The organism is Yersinia sp. 2542 StPb PI, assembly GCF_048593855.1.
Lineage (GTDB): Bacteria > Pseudomonadota > Gammaproteobacteria > Enterobacterales > Enterobacteriaceae > Yersinia > Yersinia enterocolitica_E.
In genome coordinates this window covers 1-21,240 of the sequence record NZ_JAZGQA010000039.1, presented here as the reverse complement: position 1 = coordinate 21,240, position 21,240 = coordinate 1, and the positions used below count along the sequence as shown (strand labels likewise).

Here is a 21,240-nt window from a genome sequence, read left to right as displayed (position 1 = left end):
TATTACGAGCGCCTTTCAATGGAAGCCACTATGCCGTTTCGTCGTTTCAGACTGAATAAATTCCTGTCCCGGCTAAGTTTTTCTTGCATGGTATTATTCTTATTTCTGTTGTTAGGGGCGGCAGTGATTTATGCGCAAACCAAAGCCAATATGCATCAGGATGCTGAAGCTAAGTTATTACAAGGTAGGGCTCGATTCGAGCAGATATTTAATAATTTGCAGCATGCGGCGCTTCAGGTAGAAACCGGATTAGGTAAACCTTGCATGCAAGTTGTTCAAAACCTGCGGGATCAAGTTGTCATTATACCGGATGTGCGTTCAGTCTCTTTAGCTAAGGGGACGACCATCTATTGTTCCTCGATATATGGCCCACTTTCCACGCCGTTTGATCTAGATGTGTTCGTTGATGGTCAACTGGAGCTAATGCAGGGTAATGATGTCACTCCAGATCGTGCTTTGATGGTGTATCGGCTGGCGCGAGGTGATTACAGCATACTGGTCGCGGTCGATGGCTATTATCTGCGCAGCATCCTTAACTTATTAAGTGGTGATATACAGTTGTATCTGAGGGTGGGTGATAAATGGATGGATGCGGTGGGTATGGTACATCCAGGCCACCCCCCCGAGGGAAGCGAACCGTTATCTCTGGCCTCAGACAAGTTTGCTTATTCATTAAATACGACGCTATCTAACCAGCAATATTTGGCCTATGCCTGGCAATATAATCAAGGTAGCCTGATATTTTTCATCTTAATGAGCATCGGTTCAGCCGCGCTGGTTTTCTGGTTATCGGGTAGGGCGGCATCACCCACGCAGGTATTAAAACAGGCGTTAGAAAACAACGAGTTTGTTGCTTATATGCAGCCGATAGTATCAGGCAAAGAGCAATGCTGGGTGGGTTGTGAAGTTCTAATGCGTTGGCAGCATCCTGTTAATGGTTTAATTCAGCCAAATAAATTTATTCCGATGGCCGAGGACAGTGAACTTATTGTTCCGATGACTCGCGCTATCATGCAGCAAGTTAGTACCACTTTTGCACCTTACGTAAATCAGTTACCGGAAGGTTTTCACTTTGGTTTTAATATCAGTGCTAACCATTGCCGTGATCTGAGTCTGGTAGATGATTGCCGCCGTTTTATTCAGGCTTTTGGTGGTAATAAAATCAATATCACGTTGGAATTAACCGAACGGAAATTAATCGTTGCCGATGAGATTACCGACCGATTATTTGCCGAGTTGCATGCTTTGCGGGTATTTATTGCTATCGACGATTTTGGTACCGGACATTCAAGTCTGACTTATTTGCAGAACTTTAAAGTGGATTTTTTGAAAATTGACCAAAGTTTTGTTGGCATGATTGGTTCCGATGCATTGTCGAGCCACATTGTCGGGAATGTTATCGATCTCGCTACCCGACTAGGGTTGCAGACCATTGCAGAGGGAGTCGAAAACGACACTCAAATGCGCTATTTACAGGCCCATAACGTCGACTATCTGCAAGGCTATATGTATGGGCGTCCTATGCCGATGAGCGAATTTGCCAAATATATGTTCCATTAAGACTCATATTCTGACATTTGAAACAAAATAAAAAGGGTGCATATGCACCCTTTTTACGGTAAGTCATTGATGCTTAATCACAGCACAGCAACGATAGCTTCACACAGCGGAGCCATGTTATCAGGTGTCATACCTGCAACGTTTACCCGGCCAGAGTTGACAGCATAAACAGCAAACTCATTGCGCAGGCGCAGAACCTGTTCTTTGGTCAGGCCACTGAATGAAAACATCCCATTCTGGTTAATGATAAAGCTGAAGTCCTGCTTCGCACCTTTTTCCTGCAATGTATTCACAAACAACTGACGCATACGATGAATGCGCTGGCGCATATCGGTCAGTTCTTGTTCCCAAATGGCGCGTAATGTCGCGTTGCTCAGGATGGTGGCAACCACTGACGCACCATGGGCTGGTGGGTTGGAATAGTTAGCACGGATAACGGCTTTAACCTGGCTGAAGGCGATATCGGCCACGTCGCTGCTAGCGGCAACAATGGTGCAAGCCCCGACACGCTCATTATACAAACCAAAGTTTTTCGAATAAGAGCTACAAACGATCAGTTCCTGATGTTTGGCAGCGAAAATACGCAGCCCCTGAGCATCTTCTTCCAAACCTTTGGCAAAACCTTGGTAGGCGAAGTCAAACAGTGGTAGCCAACCTTTGGCGACTGACAGCTCAGCTAATTGGCTCCATTGGGCTTCGGTTGGGTCGATACCGGTAGGGTTATGGCAGCAGCCATGGAATAGCACTACGTCGCCAGCCTGAGCTTCTGAGAGGCTTTTTAATAGCCCATCGAAGTCCAGTGAATGGTTCGCAGCGTCATAATAGGCATACTCAACCACTTCAAGCCCTGCAGCGGCGAAGATATTTTTATGGTTCGGCCAGCTAGGGTTACTGACCCAGACACGTTTAGCGCTGGTCTGATGGGCGATAAAATCAGCAGCAATACGTAACCCGCCGGTACCACCTGGGGTTTGAGCGGTACGCGCACGCTTATCGGCAATCATAGCGCTGTCGGCACCGAACAACAGTTCTTGTGTACAACTGGCGAAAACCGGCAGGCCATCAATACCCAGATAGTTTTTAGTAACTTCGTTTTCCAGCAAATACTGCTCAGCTTTCTTCACGCTGGTCAGCACCGGCGTTTTACCGGTTTCGTCTTTGTAGACACCAATCCCCAGATTGATTTTATGAGGGCGGTCATCCGCGCGGAAAATATCGGTCAGGCCCAGAATCGGGTCAGCAGGTGCAGCAGTGATTTTTTCAAACATGTCAGAGGCTTCCATGGCTTAGCGTTAAGCAAACAGAACTATCAGGGTAGCGCCAGTTGCAGTCTTTGCCAACCGTTTGCGATAAAAAGAAATGAATGTTGTGAGGCGGGGGAATTCAGGGTGAAAAATCGGCAAAATAGCGTATTCGACAGCGTAATATCCCTCTATTGGCTAAGGATAAAAACAAAAAGACAGAGCCGAAGCCCTGTCTTTTTTAACTTATGTCAGCAGATAAACTGCGTGATTAAGTTTAACTTAGAACTGGTATACCAAGCCAACACCAACAACGTCATCAGTGTTCAGCTTGTTAGTACGAGTGAACTCGTTTTCGTCCAACAGGTTGATTTTGTAATCAACATAGGTAGACATGTTTTTGTTGAAGTAGTAGTAAGAACCTACAGAAACATATTTCAACAGATCTTGGTTATCGCCATTCGCGTTAAGATCTTTCCCTTTAGACTGAACGTAGCCTAAAGATGGACGCAGACCGAAGTCGAACTGGTATTGTGCAGTGATTTCAATATCACGAGTTTTGTTAGCAATAGTGTTGCTAAAATCACCGTATGGAGTCAGGTTCTGAGTTTCAGCATACATTACAGCCAAGTATACGTTGTTAGCGTCGTATTTAGCACCAACGTTCCATGCCTGAGCTTTATCGCCTTCAGCAGTACTGAATGCTTTTTGCTCGTTAGTGCGGTTTGCAGAAGAGAAACCAGCACCAAAGTTCACACCGTAACCGATATCATAAGTTGAAGAGATACCGAAACCGTCGCCATTCTGATCTTTCAGGTTAGCACCAGTGTAAACACCGGTAACTGGGTCAATAGAACCAGCACGGTCATTCTGGTTTTTGCCTTGATATTGCAGAGCAAAATTCAGGCCATCAACCAGACCGAAGAAGTTGGTGTTACGATAAGTAGCCAGACCAGTAGAACGACCAGTCATGTAGTTATCAGAGTTAGAGATAGAGTCGCCACCGAACACTGGCAGCATGTCAGTCCATGCGTTAACGTCATAGATTACGCCGTAGTTACGGCCGTAGTCCAATGAACCGAACTGATCAAATTTCAGACCAGCAAAGCCCAGACGGGTTTTGTTGCCTTTGTCGCCTTGAGATTCAGCGTGGTTAGCCTGAACGTTGTATTCCCACTGGCCGTAACCGGTCAGTTGGTTAGTAATTTGGGTTTCACCTTTGAAGCCGAAACGAACATAAGTTTCGTCGCCGTCTTGGCCAGCGTTGTCAGAGAACTGGTGACGCGCGTCAACTTTACCGTACAGATCAAGTTTGTTGCCGTCTTTGTTGTAGATTTCTGCTGCATTAGCTGCGCCAGCTACTAACAATGCTGGGATTACTACTGCAAGAATATTGCGCTTCATCATTATTATTACCCTCATTGGTGTTATTCGGACACCTGCCACTGCCGCCAATAATTTTTTTGGAACTATTGTTGAGAGTTTGGTGTCGTCTGTGTCTGAACGCAGTGTTCCATTCACAGACCTGATAATCCACACCGAAAATGCTACCAATTGCCTGAATGTGTTTCATTGAGATACTATGTGTTACTAAATGTAAATATCAAGGAACTTTGTGACTTAGATCGAACTTTAAAAAATGACAAAAGCCAGCAGAGCTGGCTTTTATTTATACAAATAAACATTTTTTTCGAAATGACGAACTTAGAAGCTGGCATTTCTCGGTGTGCGTGGGAATGGGATGACATCCCGAACGTTTTGGACCCCTGTTACATAGGAGATCAATCGCTCAAATCCAAGGCCAAATCCTGAATGCGGTACCGTACCGTAGCGACGCAGATCACGATACCACCAATAATCTTCTTTATTGAGGCCCATCTCTTCCAGACGTGCGTCCAACACATCTAAGCGCTCTTCACGTTGTGAACCCCCGATGATTTCACCAATTCCCGGCGCTAATACATCCATCGCTGCAACGGTTTTGCCATCTTCGTTCATCCGCATATAGAAAGCTTTAATGTCTTTCGGGTAGTTTTTAACCACTACCGGTGCCTTAAAGTGTTTCTCAGCCAAATAACGCTCATGTTCAGAAGACAAATCTATGCCCCATGACACGTCATTTTCAAATTTCTGGCCCGATGCCAGCAAAATCTCGATAGCGTCGGTGTAATCAACCTGAGCAAAATCAGAGGTGACAAAACGTTGTAGGCGATCTACCGCATCTTTATCTACCCGCTCAGCAAAGAACTTCATGTCATCAGCACGTTCATTGAGCACCGCCTGGAAAACATATTTCAGCATTTTCTCGGCCAATGCGGCGACGTCATCTAAAGAAGCAAATGCGACTTCAGGTTCAACCATCCAGAATTCCGCCAAATGACGGCTGGTGTTGGAGTTTTCTGCCCGGAAAGTGGGGCCGAAAGTGTAAACTTTGGACAATGCACTGGCGTAGGTTTCTCCATTCAACTGACCGGATACCGTCAGGAATGCTTCTTTACCGAAGAAATCCTCGCTGAAATCGACAGCTCCAGTATCTGTGCGTGGCAAGTTTTCCAGATCCAGCGTCGACACGCGGAACATTTCACCAGCACCTTCGGTATCTGAAGCGGTGATCAGTGGGGTAGAAACCCAGAAGTAACCGTTTTCATCGAAGAAACGGTGAATTGCCTGCGCTAAGGTATGGCGGACACGGGCAACAGCACCAATCAGGTTTGTACGTGGGCGTAAGTGAGCCACTTCGCGCAAGTATTCGATGCTGTGACGTTTTGCCGCCATCGGATAGGTATCGGGATCATCAACCCAGCCGACCACTTTGATAGCAGTTGCCTGAATTTCAAAGCTCTGGCCTTCACCTGGTGATGCCACCACTGTTCCAGTGACTTCTACTGAGCAGCCGGTAGTCAGATGCAGTACTTCATCCTGATAATTAGGCAAAGCATTATTCACGACGGCCTGTAACGGGTCAAAGCAGGAACCGTCATAAACGGCAACGAAGGAGATACCCGCTTTAGAATCTCTCCGGGTACGCACCCAACCGCGTACGGTGACTTCACTGTCAACCGCAGCACGGCCTTGCAGTACGTCGACTACAGGCACTACGCTCATAGATTTCTCTCTTTAATAGTTTTGATATAGAAATAGTTAACAACCCAACCAAATGGGGATGTTGCTATGTTACTTGCGGCAGTGCAGGACACAAGTAGAAATCACCAGATCAGTGCAACATTTCTGTCGTTATCCTTAATAAAGGCGGCACAAATCAGAGCTGGGTTTAATTGGGAAGTGGTTGTGAGGGGAAAACGGCTAAGTGAAGTGGCTCGCCGGGTTATATTAACACCCCGACGAACCCTCATTATGCAGGCCGATACTAACTGGCCTTTTTGACTAACGGCAGGGCGAATGCTTCGCGTAACTCATCAACAAAAGCCGGGTCCTGACAGATAGTTTTACCCGGACTATCCGAGAGTTTTGCGACCGGCTTGTTGTTGCATTCAACCAGTTTAATGACAATATTGAGCGGTTTAACGCCGGGAATATCACAAGTTAAACGGGTACCGATACCGAATACTAATTTAATTCGTTGATAGAAATGGCGATAGAGTGACAACGCTTTTTCCAGATCTAAATTATCTGAAAACACCAATGTTTTACTCATTGGGTCAATACCCAGTTTTTCATAATGGGCGATAGCTTTTTCACCCCATTCTACCGGGTCACCTGAGTCATGGCGCAATCCTTGATAGCGATTGGCGAATGTCTCATCAAAATCGCGCAAGAAGGCATCCATGGTAATACAGTCAGTCAGTGCGACACCAAGTTGATTTGGGTACTCATCTAACCAGACTTGTAGTGCCACGCGCTGACTATTGGCCAGTATCGGACTTATCTGCTGATGAGCCTGGAACCATTCATGGGCTTGAGTACCGACCGGAGCTAATGCCAGGTTGCGGGCTAAATCATAGTTGCTGGTACCTACAATATAGGGGAACTCATCTTTTAAGCTGCTGACAATAGCATGCTGTATATCGCGTGAGAAACGGCGACGGGAGCCAAAATCCATTAGCTTGAAATGACTAATATCGATATCCGCGCTGAGAATCTTAAACTGCTGAAGTTTGTTGCGCAGTTGTGTGACGGCCTCGGCTGTTGTGACACCGACTGACCGGCGCCGATGAACGATTTCACTGATCACTGCCAGCAAAGGGACTTCCCATAAAATCGTTTCGCACCATAAACCGGCAATCCGAATATCTAATTTACCGTCATTATTGGATACGGTGACCTGCTCAGGATTAAAACGAAAATCCCGCAACCAATTGAGGTAATCATCTTGAAAGAAGGGTAACCCCGAGAGGTAGGTAAACTCATCATCGGTTAACGCTAATTGTTTCATTAGCGCTATCTGATGGCGGATTTCATCGGCATATTCGCCCAGCAACTCATCACCACGGCAGCGGAATTCAGCGGCAACGGTAATATGGCGATAGCGATGGAACACGGCTTGTTGCATATGGAGCTTATAAGCATCCGTATCAAGCAGTGAAGTCAAAATCGGTGAGGCGTCTTGGGTCATGGCGCTATACAGCATCCTCGTAGGAGCATTTTCCGCAGTCAGCATATACCCTTGGTACTTGAAGTTGTCAGGGCTGCTTCGTTCACTCACCCGAATTACCTACTTATGTAAGCTCATCGTGATGCGTTCACTGGCCGCCGACCGGCAACACCAATTACTTTGGACATAATCTATAAAGTCGCAGGAGTATACCGGTATTATCCTGTTATTGAAGCCTCATCACACCATAAATGCTAATCACAGGTCTAGGATTAAACGTGCCATTATCAGTGAAACGGCTATTTTCTTTAGTGGTGTTGGCCCTTAAGGTCAGATTTTTAGCTGTTTAAGCGAATAAAGGATAAATTAACTTATAAAATATAGGGTTATTAAATTGCACTACTGAGCAACAAAAGGTAAATCTTTGTTTCCTGTTGGTTATCAGAGGTCACCTTGGCGGCCTGGTGCGGGTATTTCCCCATCATTGAGATATCACAATCAACGCAGAGCAATGTGGGGAAATAGCAAACATCATATTATATGTTTAGACATCGACTTAGATAAGTGCGATCAGGGAAGATGGCCGTAGGGTAGCCCCGATCCCGCGTGATTGCGGATATGGTCGATGAATTCTTGGCTAAGCGCTACAACATCATAGGCATAGGGTGGGATCCTGCCGATATCAGCGTCAAACCCACAATTGTTGAGTTCAGCAAGGCTATGGTTAAAAGTCGAGCCGTCATCACTAACTTTATCGCCGCCATTAAACGCCTTCATTACCCGATATTCAGCCGTAAGGTCATTAACCAAAAATATATTTTTCTCTGATAAAATACTGGACTGATAACCCAAGCCATAGCTGTATTCGTAGGGATATATAGGATCTGATTTATCTTGCTCAAATAAATTATTATAGAGATGTATGCTGGCGAAACGAACTCGCGGAGTGCGCTGGATTATCCGCGTAAAGTAATTATTAAAGAATGTAACGTGCATGGTTCCTGCATCTTGCTCAGCATTACTATCGCTATGACCAATCAAAATAGTTTTGTCATGTAATTCAAAACGACAGTGAGAAACCGTGACATAGTCAGAGCCGCGTTTAATATCTAACGCGCCATCATGCTGAACAAACTTCCAGCCATCCTTCTCGGTGTATTGATCAATCGTAAAACGGCCATCACTAAACGTGACATGGTCTACCCAGACATGGTGTGAATTAATGATATTTAAACCATCCCATTCAGCATTCCACCCATCACCTTCTTCAAACTGGGGATCGACATCTACTGGGTTCTCAATAAAGGTCTGAATCTATGTTCAATCTTATTAATGTATGAAGAGCAATGTGCATGATGTCGGGTTCCGTGCTGATGGTATTGGCATATTCTGCTGTCAGAAATGACGATACCGAGCAAATCAACGGGTATTTTGCTCACCAAATGCAAGCAGGAAAATGAGCTGCGAGGCGGCTCGAAAAAAGCACATTCAATGCGTTATTTGCCGTAATAGCACTCGCTCTCACCTAGGTTTTTTTTACAATTGTGATACATTGAAAAGCTATCTGAGTCTGAGGCCAATGGGCTGACAGCAATGTTCTGGTCGCCGTGATACTGGCCTTATACGACTATTAATACAGACCTGATAATCATATTCACTGATGACGTCAAAAGGGTTCCTATGACACAACAGCCGCAAGCTAAATACCGTCACGATTATAAATCGCCGGATTACACCATTACCGATATCGATTTGGACTTCGCACTGGATGCGCAAAAAACGACGGTAACGGCGGTCAGTAAAGTAAAACGTCAGGTAGCAGATGTGACGCCGTTGATTCTAAATGGTGAGGATCTCACGCTCGTCAGTATCAGTGTTGATGGGCAAGTTTGGCCTCATTATCAGCTACAGGATAACTCGCTGGTCATTGAGCAATTACCAGCACATTTCACACTGACAATCGTCAATGATATTCATCCTGCGACCAACAGTGCACTTGAGGGATTATATCTTTCCGGTGACGCGCTGTGCACCCAGTGTGAAGCCGAAGGTTTCCGCCATATTACTTACTATTTAGACCGTCCTGATGTTTTGGCCCGTTTTACGACCCGCATCGTGGCTGACAAATCTCGTTATCCTTATTTGCTTTCCAATGGTAACCCTGTGGGGCAGGGTACACTGGAAGATGGTCGTCATTGGGTAAAATGGCAAGATCCATTCCCTAAGCCTTGTTATCTGTTTGCTCTGGTTGCCGGTGATTTTGATGTTTTGCGCGATAAGTTCATTACCCGCTCCGGGCGTGAAGTCGCATTGGAGCTTTTTGTTGACCGCGGTAATTTAGATCGCGCCGACTGGGCGATGACGTCGTTGAAGAACTCCATGAAATGGGATGAGACTCGTTTTGGTCTGGAATACGATCTCGACATCTATATGATTGTCGCGGTTGATTTCTTCAATATGGGGGCGATGGAAAATAAAGGCCTGAATGTATTCAACTCTAAATATGTTCTGGCAAAAGCTGAAACAGCAACAGATAAAGATTATCTGAACATTGAAGCGGTTATCGGACATGAATATTTTCATAATTGGACAGGTAATCGAGTCACGTGCCGTGATTGGTTCCAGTTAAGCCTGAAAGAGGGCTTGACGGTATTCCGTGATCAAGAGTTCAGCTCTGATTTAGGTTCACGTTCAGTTAATCGAATTGAGAACGTACGCGTAATGCGTGCCGCACAGTTTGCCGAAGATGCCAGCCCAATGGCCCATGCCATTCGACCAGACAAAGTTATCGAGATGAACAACTTTTACACCCTTACCGTGTATGAGAAGGGTTCAGAAGTTATCCGCATGATGCATACCCTACTGGGTGAACAACAATTCCAGGCCGGTATGCAGCTCTATTTTGAACGCCATGATGGTAGTGCCGCAACGTGCGATGATTTTGTACAAGCAATGGAAGATGCATCGAATGTCGATCTCTCTTTATTCCGTCGCTGGTATAGCCAGTCCGGCACTCCGATTCTGACCATCCGTGATGACTATGATGCTGAGAAGCAGCAGTACCATCTGCACGTCAGCCAGAAAACCTTACCAACCGCTGACCAGCCGGAAAAACTGCCACTGCATATTCCATTAGATATTGAACTATATGACAGTAACGGAAATGTGATTGCGCTACAGAAAAACGGCTTGCCGGTCCATCATGTCCTGAATGTGACCGAGTCTGAGCAGACATTTACCTTTGATAATGTTGAACATACGCCGATCCCCTCTTTGCTGCGCGAATTCTCCGCTCCAGTCAAACTGGATTATACCTACAGTGATCAGCAGCTCACTTTCCTGATGCAGCATGCGCGTAATGAATTCTCTCGTTGGGATGCTGCCCAGAGCTTGCTGGCAACCTATATCAAACTTAATGTTGCCAAGTATCAGCAGAAACAGCCGCTGAGTTTACCCACTCACGTTGCGGATGCTTTCCGGGCAGTATTACTCGATGAAAATCTTGATCCGGCTCTGGCAGCGCAGATCTTGACCTTACCGTCAGAAAATGAAATAGCAGAGCTGTTTACTACCATTGATCCGCTGGCGATCAGTGCGGTTCATGAGGCTATTACTCGTTGTTTGGCTCAGGCATTGTCTGATGAACTGTTAGCCGTATATGTTGCGAATATGACACCTGTGTATCGTATTGAACACAGTGATATTGCCAAGCGTGCATTGCGTAATACCTGCCTGAATTATCTGGCTTTTGCTGATGAAGACTTTGCTAACAAGTTGGTCTCGTCACAATACCACCAGGCGGATAATATGACTGATTCGCTGGCCGCATTGGCGGCGGCAGTCGCTGCACAATTACCTTGCCGTGATGAGTTGCTTACAGCCTTCGATATGCGTTGGAATCATGATGGTTTGGTTATGGATAAATGGTTTGCACTGCAAGCGACGAGTCCGGCGGCTGATGTTTTGACACAGGTGCGGGCTTTGCTTAAGCATCCGGCATTCAGTTTGAGCAATCCAAACCGCACTCGTGCGTTAGTCGGTAGTTTTGCTTCGGGTAATCCGGCGGCATTCCATGCCAGCGATGGCAGTGGTTATCAATTCCTGGTCGAAATTCTCAGTGATTTGAATACCCGTAACCCGCAGGTGGCTGCACGGCTGATTGAGCCGTTGATTCGCTTGAAACGTTATGATGCTGGCCGTCAGGCTCTGATGCGCCAGGCGCTGGAGCAACTTAAAACGCTAGATAATCTGTCCGGTGATTTATACGAGAAGATAACTAAAGCACTGGCCGCATAATGGCTAAATCAGCCAATAGCGCTGCCCACTAACGTTACCTTCACAGCACAGAGGGCAGCAATGCCCTCTTTTTTATGGTTCTTGACCTACAAATAGTTAACACCTTGTTATCAATATAGTTAAACAAAGAAATTCTTTGCGTGGCTTTACTGAGCAATCGTTTACTTTCCTGATAGATAAATTTACCATTCCCGCGTCTATCCATAGGTTGAAAGCCGGTCAGGAGATCACATGTACTACCCACTCGTCAAAAAAGCACTATTTCAGCTTGATCCAGAACGTGCCCATGAATTCACTTTCCGGCAGTTAAAACGTGTTACTGGCACACCACTCGAATTCCTGGTTCGCCAGTCGGTACCAACCAAACCAGTGAGCTGTATGGGATTGTCATTCAAAAATCCATTAGGTTTGGCGGCGGGGCTGGATAAAGACGGTGAATGTATTGATGCTCTGGGCGCGATGGGGTTCGGTTTTATCGAAGTGGGTACGGTGACACCCCGGCCACAGTCAGGTAATGATAAGCCAAGGTTGTTTAGGATCGTTGAGGCTGAAGGCTTGATCAACCGGATGGGATTTAATAATCACGGAGTTGATAACTTAATTGAAAATGTCAAAAAATCACATTTTGGCGGAATATTAGGTATTAATATCGGGAAAAATAAAGATACCCCGGTAGAGCAAGGTAAAGAAGATTACTTGATTTGTATGGATAAAATTTATCCTTACGCGGGATATATTGCGATTAATATCTCCTCACCTAATACCCCAGGGTTACGATCTTTGCAGTATGGTGAAGCGTTAGATGATTTGTTGGCAGCAATTAAAAATAAACAAACTGAATTACATCAGCGCCATCATAAATATGTTCCTGTGGCAGTAAAGATCGCGCCGGATCTTACCGAGGAAGAGTTGATCCAAATAGCTGACAGTTTAGTTCGCCATAATATAGATGGCGTTATTGCCACTAATACAACGTTAGATCGCTCTCTCATTCAGGGATTAAATTATTGCGAACAAGCCGGTGGTTTAAGTGGCCGACCATTACAATTACGTAGCACGGAAGTCATTCGTCGCTTATCGCAAGAACTGCAAGGGCGTCTGCCAATTATCGGGGTAGGTGGAATTGATTCGGTTACTGCCGCTCGCGAAAAAATGGCGGCAGGTGCTTCATTGATTCAAATTTATTCCGGCTTTATCTTCCGTGGGCCTGGTTTGATTAAGAATATCATCACTCATATCTAATTATTTAACTTCATTACTGGCCGGGGGGTTTATTTCTTCCTCCGGCTCGTCTATATTTTACTCCGGTAGATTAAATATACAGCGAAAGCCCTATACCTAAATAATGTGAGTTGCAGGTAAGCGGTAATCGAATAACAAAGTGGTCGTGAACTGATTTGAACGCGGCTTATAGTGGTCTCGTAGCGGCGAACTCCATGGATGGGCTGAGTAACGAGAGCCGCCAACGCACATGCTGTTTGAAGTATGATGCGGTTATATGAAATTAATCCCATTTGATGGGCGAAGAACTCAGTTATTGAGTCAATGATGTTAGCAGCATGACGGGAAGGAAAAATATGCGAATTAAACCAGATGATAAATGGCGTTGGTATTTTGATACCGAACACGACCGACTGATGTTGGATTTAGCTAATGGTATGATATTTCGCTCGCGTTTCCCGTCTAAAATGCTAACCCCAGATGCTTTCGATGAATCCGCATTCTGTGTCGACGATGCCGCACTCTATTTTGAATTCGAAGATCAATGTCGCCAAATTAAATTGAGCCATGAACAACGTTCAGAATTGGTGTTAAATGCATTGGTCGCATTTCGTTTCCTAAAACCACTAATGCCCAAAAGTTGGTATTTTGTACAATATCCTAAAGCGCTGATGCCAAAAAATGGTGAGTTGGCGTTAGTTAAAGTATTGGATAGTGGTGAAGATGTTCGCTTGTTAGTGGTTGAGTCGGGTGATTCGGCAAGTTTGTGTTTATTAGCACAATCACAAGTGGTATTAGCTGGACGGCAGATGGTATTAGGTGATGCCATTAAGATAATGAATGACCGTTTGTTGCCACTTATCATTGCAGAGGTTTATACCGCCCCAGCTTTCGACCGAGCGGTATAATTCCCCTTCATACCGCAGTAAAGTGGTTAGCTGCGTGCAGAGAGTAAGTTTATCGGGATTATCTTATTTACCGCTGAGGGTAATATCCCCTGTGGGAATACAGCTACAACAAAGAATAGTTCCGTCGTTGCCAATGGCACTCTGTTTTAAAGGCGCAACATCGCCATTCACTAATGTAATTCTACAACTACCACATATCCCAGCCCGGCATGAATAAGGAATGCGGATATTTTGCTGTTCCAATTGTTCCAGCAATACCTGCTGATTATTGCCATTAAAGCGAATGCCGTTATATTCAATCGATACCGCTTTGGATTGCTCAAGTGGTGCCGCCAGGCTTTCAACTATGGCACCTGCACTGTATGGCCGTGGTGGTTTGGTTGACAGAATTTCTACTTCATCGCCTATCCGAATAATACCGCTGTTCCTGGCCACCATATTCTGGCCAAAATCGATATCGCCATTTTCCGCAGTTCGGAATGTCTGTAGTGTTCGTAATGGCTCACCGGCGGGGTGTTTCCGCCCGCGTTCTACGCTGACGGTGGTTAATACACAACGGCTGCATGGCTTAACCAAATCAAAGGTGATATCTCCAACGCGAATCACCTGCCAACTGTCTTCGGCAAATGCACTGGCACCGGTTACGACTAAATTCGGGCGAAACTGTTCTAATTTAATACTGCCAGGGCAGCGTTGCTGTAGTTCTTTAAATGATGCTTCGTTAATAAGCAGATAAGGGAAGCCATCAGCAAAAGACAGTGGAATCTCTGGCATCGGCTTCACCCTGCGGGTTAACTGGGCACCGAGCCAGCGTAATTGCACTTCACGCTGAAAATAGCCACTGAGCCAGTTATTGATGGTCTCAGGGGCAATTAGCGCCGTAAAATGATTTCCCCAGACTTCCGTTGGTTCAGCATTGGCTAAAAAATCATTAAAGCGGATACTGGCACTCTCGCCATCGGGCGCCGTGAGATATAAACCGTCCGGCATTAATGCCGGGGTGAACAACACCATCTGCGGATTTTGGCGCGCAGTAATAAAAGTGCCATCCGGTTCGGTAATCATAAATACGCGGTCAAAGGCCAGCCCACTGCTGCTGACTTGAGCATGAGAAAGCTGCAAGCCGCGCATGGATTTCACCGGATGAACGTAGAGTCGGGAGAGGGTAATCACCATTGCCTCCGTGCGAGTATTAAATAAGAAGGAGCAACTTTATGACAAGCTGCTGGGATTAGCTATAATGCGCAACAATTTTCTTTTTGGTGATAGTGCGATATGAACTCTCTGTTTGCCAGCACGGCGCGTGGACTGGAAGAACTGTTAAAAAGCGAACTCGAAGCGCTGGGCGCTCACGACTGTAAAATAGTACAGGGTGGGGTACATTTTCAGGGTGACGATCGACTCATGTACCAAAGCCTGCTGTGGAGCCGCCTGGCTTCGCGCATCTTGTTACCGCTTAACGAATTTAAAGTTTACAGCGATTTGGACTTGTACCTCGGGGTGCAGGCGATCGACTGGCCGTCAATTTTTGGTGTGGATAAAACCTTTGCTGTGCACTTTAGCGGCGTGAATGATGAAATCCGCAACAGCCAGTACGGTGCATTGAAAGTAAAAGATGCCATTGTTGACAGCTTTACCCGTAAGTTGGAGCAGCGCCCAACGGTTGCCAAGCAGCAACCGGATATTCGGGTGAATGTTTTCCTACAACGGGATATGGCCAGTGTGGCATTGGATCTCAGTGGTGAAGGGCTGCATCAGCGCGGCTACCGTGATTTGACCGGTCAGGCTCCCCTGAAAGAAAACCTGGCAGCGGCAATTATCCAGCGTTCTGGCTGGCAGTCAGGTACACCGATGGTCGATCCGATGTGTGGTTCCGGTACATTGCTGATTGAAGCGGCAATGATAGCCTCTGATCGCGCCCCAGGTTTGCATCGCGCCCATTGGGGCTTTACCGCCTGGAGTGCCTTCAACGAAGAGCTATGGCGTGAATTGACCACCGAGGCGCAAGTGCGTGCCCGCAATGGTTTGCAGGAAACCACTTCTCGCTTCTTCGGTTCAGACATCGACAGACGAGTTATCGAAATGGCGCGTGCTAATGCCCGCCGTGCTGGGGTATCGGAGCTGATTAGCTTCAATGCCAATGATGTCAGTAAGTTAGTGAACCCATTGCCGGAAGGGCCGGTAGGCACGGTTATCAGTAACCCGCCTTACGGTGAGCGGTTGGAAAGCGAGCCGGCATTGATTGCATTGCATAATATGCTCGGTCGCATCATGAAATCGGCATTTGGTGGCTGGCGTTTATCGCTGTTCAGTGCATCACCGGAATTGCTGAGTTGCCTGCAACTGCGGGCGGAACGTGAATTTAAAGCGAAAAATGGCCCGCTGGATTGCGTGCAGAAAAATTATCAGTTAGCGGCGAATCCACAGGGTGCTGCGGGTGTTCAGGTGGCAGAAGATTATGCCAACCGTCTGCGTAAAAACGTGAAAAAGCTGGATAAGTGGGCCAAACAGCAGGGTATCGAATGCTACCGTCTGTATGATGCCGACTTGCCTGATTATAATGTGGCCGTCGATCGTTACGGCAGCAAAGTGGTGGTACAGGAATATGCGCCGCCGAAAACGATTGATGCGCAAAAAGCCCGCCAGCGCTTATTTGATGTGATTAATGCCACCCTTGCGGTACTGGATCTCCCATCCAATCAATTGGTATTGAAAACCCGTGAGCGCCAGAAGGGCAAAAACCAATACGAAAAGCTGGCACAAAAAGGTGAATTCCTGCTGGTGAGTGAATATAACGCCAAGCTATGGGTTAACCTGACCGATTACCTCGATACCGGTCTGTTCCTTGATCACCGTATCGCTCGCCAGATGCTAGGTAAAATGAGCCAGGGTAAAGACTTCCTTAACCTGTTTGCCTATACCGGTACGGCCAGTGTTCATGCCGGCTTGGGTGGTGCGCGCAGTACCACGACGGTTGATATGTCGCGTACCTATCTGGAGTGGGCCGAGAAGAATTTGCGGGTGAATGGCTTAACTGGCCAACAACACCGCTTGATTCAGGCTGATTGCCTTTCATGGCTCAGTAACACCGATGAGCAGTTCGATGTGATCTTCATTGATCCACCGACTTTCTCCAACTCCAAGCGTATGGAGACTACCTTTGATGTTCAGCGCGATCACTTAGTGCTGATGAAAGAACTTAAACGGTTACTGCGCCGTAAGGGAACAATCATGTTCTCGAACAATAAGCGCGGTTTCCAGATGGATTTGGACGGGATAAAGGCGTTAGGGCTGGAAGCGAAAGAGATAACAGCTCAGACACAATCAGAAGACTTTGCCCGTAATCGTCAAATCCACAACTGTTGGCTGGTCACCCACAGCCACGAGGAAAAGTAGAAACTATGTCGTTAATTAGCATGTCCGGTGCCTGGCTGTCGTTCAGCGATGCACCTTTATTGGATAATACTGAATTACATATTGAGGCAAACGAGCGCGTTTGTCTGGTGGGCCGTAATGGCGCAGGTAAATCCACCTTATTGAAAATTTTGAGCAAAGAAGTAGCACTGGATGATGGCCGCATCATTTATGAGCAAGATTTGATTGTGGCACGTCTGCAACAAGACCCACCACGCAATGTGGCCGGTACCGTGTTTGACTTTGTGGCTGAAGGCGTGCAGGAACAGGCTGAACATTTAAAAGCCTACCACGCCAGCTTGCATCAGGTTGAGTTAGACCCAAGTGAGAAGAACCTCAATCGTCTGGCGGCATTGCAGGAGATTCTGGACCATCAAGGTTTGTGGCAATTAGACAGCCGCATTCAGGAAGTGCTGGTTCAACTTGGTTTATCTGCTGATGCCGAACTTTCATCACTGTCAGGTGGTTGGTTGCGTAAAGCAGCACTAGGCCGTGCGCTGGTAAGCTCGCCGAAAGTGCTGCTGCTGGATGAACCGACCAACCATTTGGACATCGAAACTATTAATTGGCTGGAAGGCTTCCTGAAAGAATTCCAGGGCAGCATCGTGTTTATCTCTCATGACCGCTCCTTTATCCGCGCGATGGCGACCCGTATTGTCGACCTTGATCGTGGCAAATTGGTGTCATGGCCAGGGAATTACGAACTGTATCTTGCCAGCAAAGAAGAAGCACTGCGGGTTGAAGAGCTGCAAAACGCTGAATTTGACCGCAAACTGGCGCAGGAAGAAGTGTGGATACGCCAAGGTATCAAAGCGCGCCGCACCCGTAACGAAGGCCGTGTGCGCGCACTGAAAGCGCTGCGCATGGAGCGTTCAGAACGCCGTGAAGTGATGGGCACAGCCAAGATGCAAGTCGAAGAGACCGTGCGTTCAGGCAAAATTGTCTTTGATCTGGAGAATGTTAACTATCAGATTGATGGCAAAGTATTAGTGAAAGATTTTACCGCACAAGTACAGCGTGGCGATAAAATCGCGCTGGTGGGCCCAAATGGTTGCGGTAAAACGACATTACTGAAACTGATGCTCGGTCAGCTTAAAGCGGACAGCGGCAAAGTACATTGTGGCACCAAGTTGGAAGTGGCTTATTTTGACCAGCATCGGGCAGAACTTGATCCCGAACGTACGGTGATGGATAACCTGGCAGAAGGTAAGCAAGAAGTGATGGTAAATGGCCGCTCGCGTCATGTACTAGGTTACCTGCAAGACTTCTTGTTCCACCCTAAACGCGCAATGACACCGGTGAAAGCGCTGTCTGGTGGTGAGCGTAATCGCCTGTTATTGGCTAAATTATTCCTTAAGCCTAGCAACTTGTTGATCCTCGATGAACCGACCAACGATCTGGATGTGGAAACACTGGAGTTGTTGGAAGAGATGGTTGATAGCTATCAGGGCACAGTGTTGTTGGTAAGCCATGACCGTCAATTCGTTGATAACTCAGTGACTGAATGTTGGATCTTTGAAGGTAATGGCCAGATCAATAGTTTTGTTGGCGGCTATTATGATGCGCATCAGCAACGTGCTGAGGCAAAACCTATCCGTCAGGTAGCGGCTAAAGTTGAAGAAACCAAAGCTGCGGCACCGGTTAAGAGTAATGCACCCGCCGCTAAACGCCCGGGTAAGTTGAGCTATAACTTACAGCGTGAGTTGGATCAGTTACCGCAACAGCTAGAAAAACTGGAAAATGAAATCAGTGAGTTACAGGCTGAAGTTGGTCACGCAGATTTTTTCTCCCGCCCGCATGAAGAGACACAACAGGTCTTGAAAGCATTAGCTGATACTGAACAGGCGTTAGAAGTAGCATTTGGTCGTTGGGAAGAGCTGGAAGCTCAGAAAAACGGTTAAAAATGTGTAACCGCCGTTCTACCAGATGACGTGCAATACGATATTATGTCTATTGTTATAGTAAGTCTCTTGATAGAACGGTGTTCAACAATACCCAATAGATTTCAACGTGCAGGAAGGTAGCTTGCAGCGGCCTGGTAGAGGCGAGAACCATGGATGGTGGAGTAACGGAACAGCCAACCATCTGCAGGTTGAAAGATGAAGGGATATACAGGCCAGCCGTAAGGACATAGATATTGTATTCTGTTATTGAGCCTAAACACGGCGGGCAGTCAGGGAATGTCATCCTGTGCCGGCAGTGCGACATGTCGGTGGCCTTACCCTCGCTGCCTTATGGCACCAAAGCGGTATGTCCGCGTTGCAAAACCACACTGACTGCCAGGTGGGATGAGCCACGCAAGCGCCCTGTGGGGTACGCGGTTAGCGCACTATTTATGCTATTGCTGGCTAATATGTTCCCGTTCGTCAACATGCGTGTGGCCGGGATCACCAGCGAAATTACCTTACTCCAAATACCCAGAGTCATGGTGTCAGATAACTATGCCAGCATGGCAACGTTATTTATGGTACTGGTTCAGTTGATACCGGCATTCTGTATGGTAGCCATCATCCTGCTTTGCCTGCGGGTGCGGATGCCAGCCCACTTGAAAGCCGCAATCGCGAAAGCGTTATTCCAATTTAAAAGCTGGTGCATGGTTGAGATCTTCCTCGCCGGTGTGCTGGTGAGCTTTGTCAAACTGATGGCGTATGGCGACATCGGTATTGGCAGCAGTTTTATCCCCTATTGCCTATTTTGTCTGTTACAAGTCCGCGCCTTCCAATGTGTCGATCGTCATTGGATGTGGCAGGATATTGCTCCGGCTCCTGAACTGAAGCTCCCGTTGGTTGCGGGCCGTACTGGTTTGCGTCAGGGGTTGCGATCCTGTTCTTGTTGTACCGCAATTTTGCCGCAATCCCAGGTGCAATGCCCGCGCTGCCATACTCATGGCTATGTTCGTCGTCGCCATAGCTTGCAGTGGACGATGGCCCTATTGATCACCTCGATTCTGCTCTATATTCCGGCTAATTTGATGCCGATTATGATTACCGAAAGTCTGGGGAGTCAAATGGGTTCTACCATTATGGCGGGGGTCATTTTCTTGTGGAGCGAAGGTTCTTATCCGGTGGCGATGGTGATTTTTATCGCCAGTATCATGGTGCCATCGTTAAAAATGTTAGCGATTGCCTGGCTGTGTTGGGATGCAAAAGGTAAAGGTAATAGCGATACTGAACGGATGCATTTCATCTATGAAATCGTGGAGTTTGTTGGCCGTTGGTCAATGATCGATGTCTTTGTTATTGCTGTGCTCTCTTCATTAGTCCGTATTGGGCAACTGATGAGTATTTATCCAGCGATTGGTGCACTGTTATTTGCCATGGTAGTGGTTCTGACAATGTTTGCTGCATTAACCTTTGATCCCCGTTTAACCTGGGATCGAATCAGTGAATCAACCCAAAAGGAGCCGCAAGGTGACGGACAATAATCCCAGCCAGAATGTGGCGGAAATTGAAAAAATCAAGCGATGGTCGCCGGTGTGGATCATCCCGATTGTCACTGTGCTGATTGGCGCATGGATTTTGTTTTATCATTTCAGCCACCAGGGGCCACAGGTGGTATTGACCACACTGAATGCCGAAGGTATTGAAGCAGGTAAAACAAAAATAAAAAGTCGTAGTGTGGATGTCGGTATCGTAGAGCAGGTCACGCTGAGTGAGGATCTGAACCATGTTATCGTGCAGGCACGGCTCAGCTCAGGCATGAATACCCTGTTACATAGCGATACCGTCTTCTGGGTGGTGAAGCCGCAGATTGGCCGTGAGGGTGTATCTGGTCTGGGAACACTACTTTCCGGTGCTTACATTGAGCTGCAACCGGGTAGCAAAGGTAAATCATTAAGTGAATTCACCTTATTGGATTCCCCACCGCTGGCCTCACCTGATGCTAAAGGGGTGCGTATCATTCTGGACAGCGAACAGGCTGGGCAGTTGAATGCTGGCGACCCGGTATTGTTCCGTGGCTACCGGGTCGGCTCGGTAGAAACCAGCACCTTCGATGCTAAGTCACGCTTAATGCGTTATCAGTTATTTATTGGTGCGCCTTATGACAG

General features: G+C 46.9%; 14 protein-coding genes. 8 read left to right on the top strand and 6 right to left on the bottom strand.

The genetic code is table 11. The annotated features are described in order from the left end of the window. Positions 1-30 precede the first annotated feature (30 nt). Positions 31-1,560: an EAL domain-containing protein gene (locus V1952_RS07330; RefSeq protein ID WP_420074544.1), complete on the top strand. Its 1,530-nt coding sequence runs from the start codon at positions 31-33 to the stop codon at positions 1,558-1,560. A gap of 77 nt (positions 1,561-1,637) precedes the next feature. On the opposite strand, the gene V1952_RS07325 is transcribed toward V1952_RS07330, so the two are convergent. The 5 genes from V1952_RS07325 to V1952_RS07305 all read right to left on the bottom strand — a co-directional run bounded on the left by V1952_RS07325 (position 1,638) and on the right by V1952_RS07305 (position 8,655). Further along, positions 1,638-2,828 (bottom strand): amino acid aminotransferase, encoded by a 1,191-nt coding sequence (locus V1952_RS07325; RefSeq protein WP_420074543.1) that lies wholly within the window; start codon positions 2,826-2,828, stop codon positions 1,638-1,640. Between the two features lie 255 nt (positions 2,829-3,083). After that, positions 3,084-4,205, bottom strand: coding sequence for a porin OmpF (gene ompF / locus V1952_RS07320; protein WP_372559920.1), 1,122 nt, complete (start codon positions 4,203-4,205; stop codon positions 3,084-3,086). Positions 4,206-4,505: 300 nt separating this feature from the next. Further along, positions 4,506-5,906 (bottom strand): asparagine--tRNA ligase, encoded by a 1,401-nt coding sequence (gene asnS / locus V1952_RS07315; RefSeq protein WP_083158454.1) that lies wholly within the window; start codon positions 5,904-5,906, stop codon positions 4,506-4,508. Positions 5,907-6,168: 262 nt separating this feature from the next. After that, positions 6,169-7,374, bottom strand: a complete 1,206-nt coding sequence (gene pncB / locus V1952_RS07310) for a nicotinate phosphoribosyltransferase (RefSeq protein WP_372559919.1) — start codon at positions 7,372-7,374, stop codon at positions 6,169-6,171. A gap of 549 nt (positions 7,375-7,923) precedes the next feature. After that, positions 7,924-8,655 (bottom strand): hypothetical protein, encoded by a 732-nt coding sequence (locus V1952_RS07305; RefSeq protein ID WP_420074546.1) that lies wholly within the window; start codon positions 8,653-8,655, stop codon positions 7,924-7,926. A gap of 378 nt (positions 8,656-9,033) precedes the next feature. Between V1952_RS07305 and pepN the strand changes: the two genes are divergently transcribed. From pepN to V1952_RS07290, 3 genes are all read left to right on the top strand, one after another. Further along, positions 9,034-11,649 carry an aminopeptidase N gene (gene pepN / locus V1952_RS07300; RefSeq protein ID WP_372559322.1) on the top strand — a complete coding sequence of 872 codons (2,616 nt, stop codon included), beginning with the start codon at positions 9,034-9,036 and terminating at the stop codon, positions 11,647-11,649. Between the two features lie 231 nt (positions 11,650-11,880). Further along, complete coding sequence (pyrD, locus tag V1952_RS07295; protein WP_005184626.1) at positions 11,881-12,891, top strand: quinone-dependent dihydroorotate dehydrogenase; 1,011 nt, start codon at positions 11,881-11,883, stop codon at positions 12,889-12,891. Positions 12,892-13,226: 335 nt separating this feature from the next. Further along, positions 13,227-13,778, top strand: coding sequence for a cell division protein ZapC (locus tag V1952_RS07290; protein WP_083158459.1), 552 nt, complete (start codon positions 13,227-13,229; stop codon positions 13,776-13,778). Positions 13,779-13,841: 63 nt separating this feature from the next. Here the strand turns inward: V1952_RS07290 and V1952_RS07285 are convergent, their stop codons facing one another. Then, entirely contained in the window at positions 13,842-14,954 is a 1,113-nt protein-coding gene (locus tag V1952_RS07285) for a YcbX family protein (RefSeq protein WP_372559321.1), read from the bottom strand. Positions 14,955-15,053: 99 nt separating this feature from the next. Between V1952_RS07285 and rlmKL the strand changes: the two genes are divergently transcribed. The 4 genes from rlmKL to V1952_RS07265 all read left to right on the top strand — a co-directional run. Next, positions 15,054-17,174 carry a bifunctional 23S rRNA (guanine(2069)-N(7))-methyltransferase RlmK/23S rRNA (guanine(2445)-N(2))-methyltransferase RlmL gene (gene rlmKL, locus V1952_RS07280; protein WP_420074542.1) on the top strand — a complete coding sequence of 707 codons (2,121 nt, stop codon included), beginning with the start codon at positions 15,054-15,056 and terminating at the stop codon, positions 17,172-17,174. A 5-nt stretch (positions 17,175-17,179) separates the two neighbouring features. Beyond that, a complete protein-coding gene (locus V1952_RS07275; protein WP_420071299.1) occupies positions 17,180-19,093 on the top strand; it encodes an ABC transporter ATP-binding protein in 1,914 nt (637 codons plus the stop codon). A 236-nt stretch (positions 19,094-19,329) separates the two neighbouring features. Further along, on the top strand, positions 19,330-20,616 hold the full coding sequence (gene pqiA / locus V1952_RS07270) for a membrane integrity-associated transporter subunit PqiA (RefSeq protein WP_372559319.1): 1,287 nt from the start codon (positions 19,330-19,332) through the stop codon (positions 20,614-20,616). Further along, positions 20,603-21,240: MlaD family protein (locus tag V1952_RS07265; RefSeq protein ID WP_420074541.1), on the top strand; the 638-nt coding region annotated here is incomplete at its 3' end. The genes pqiA and V1952_RS07265, both read left to right, overlap by 14 nt.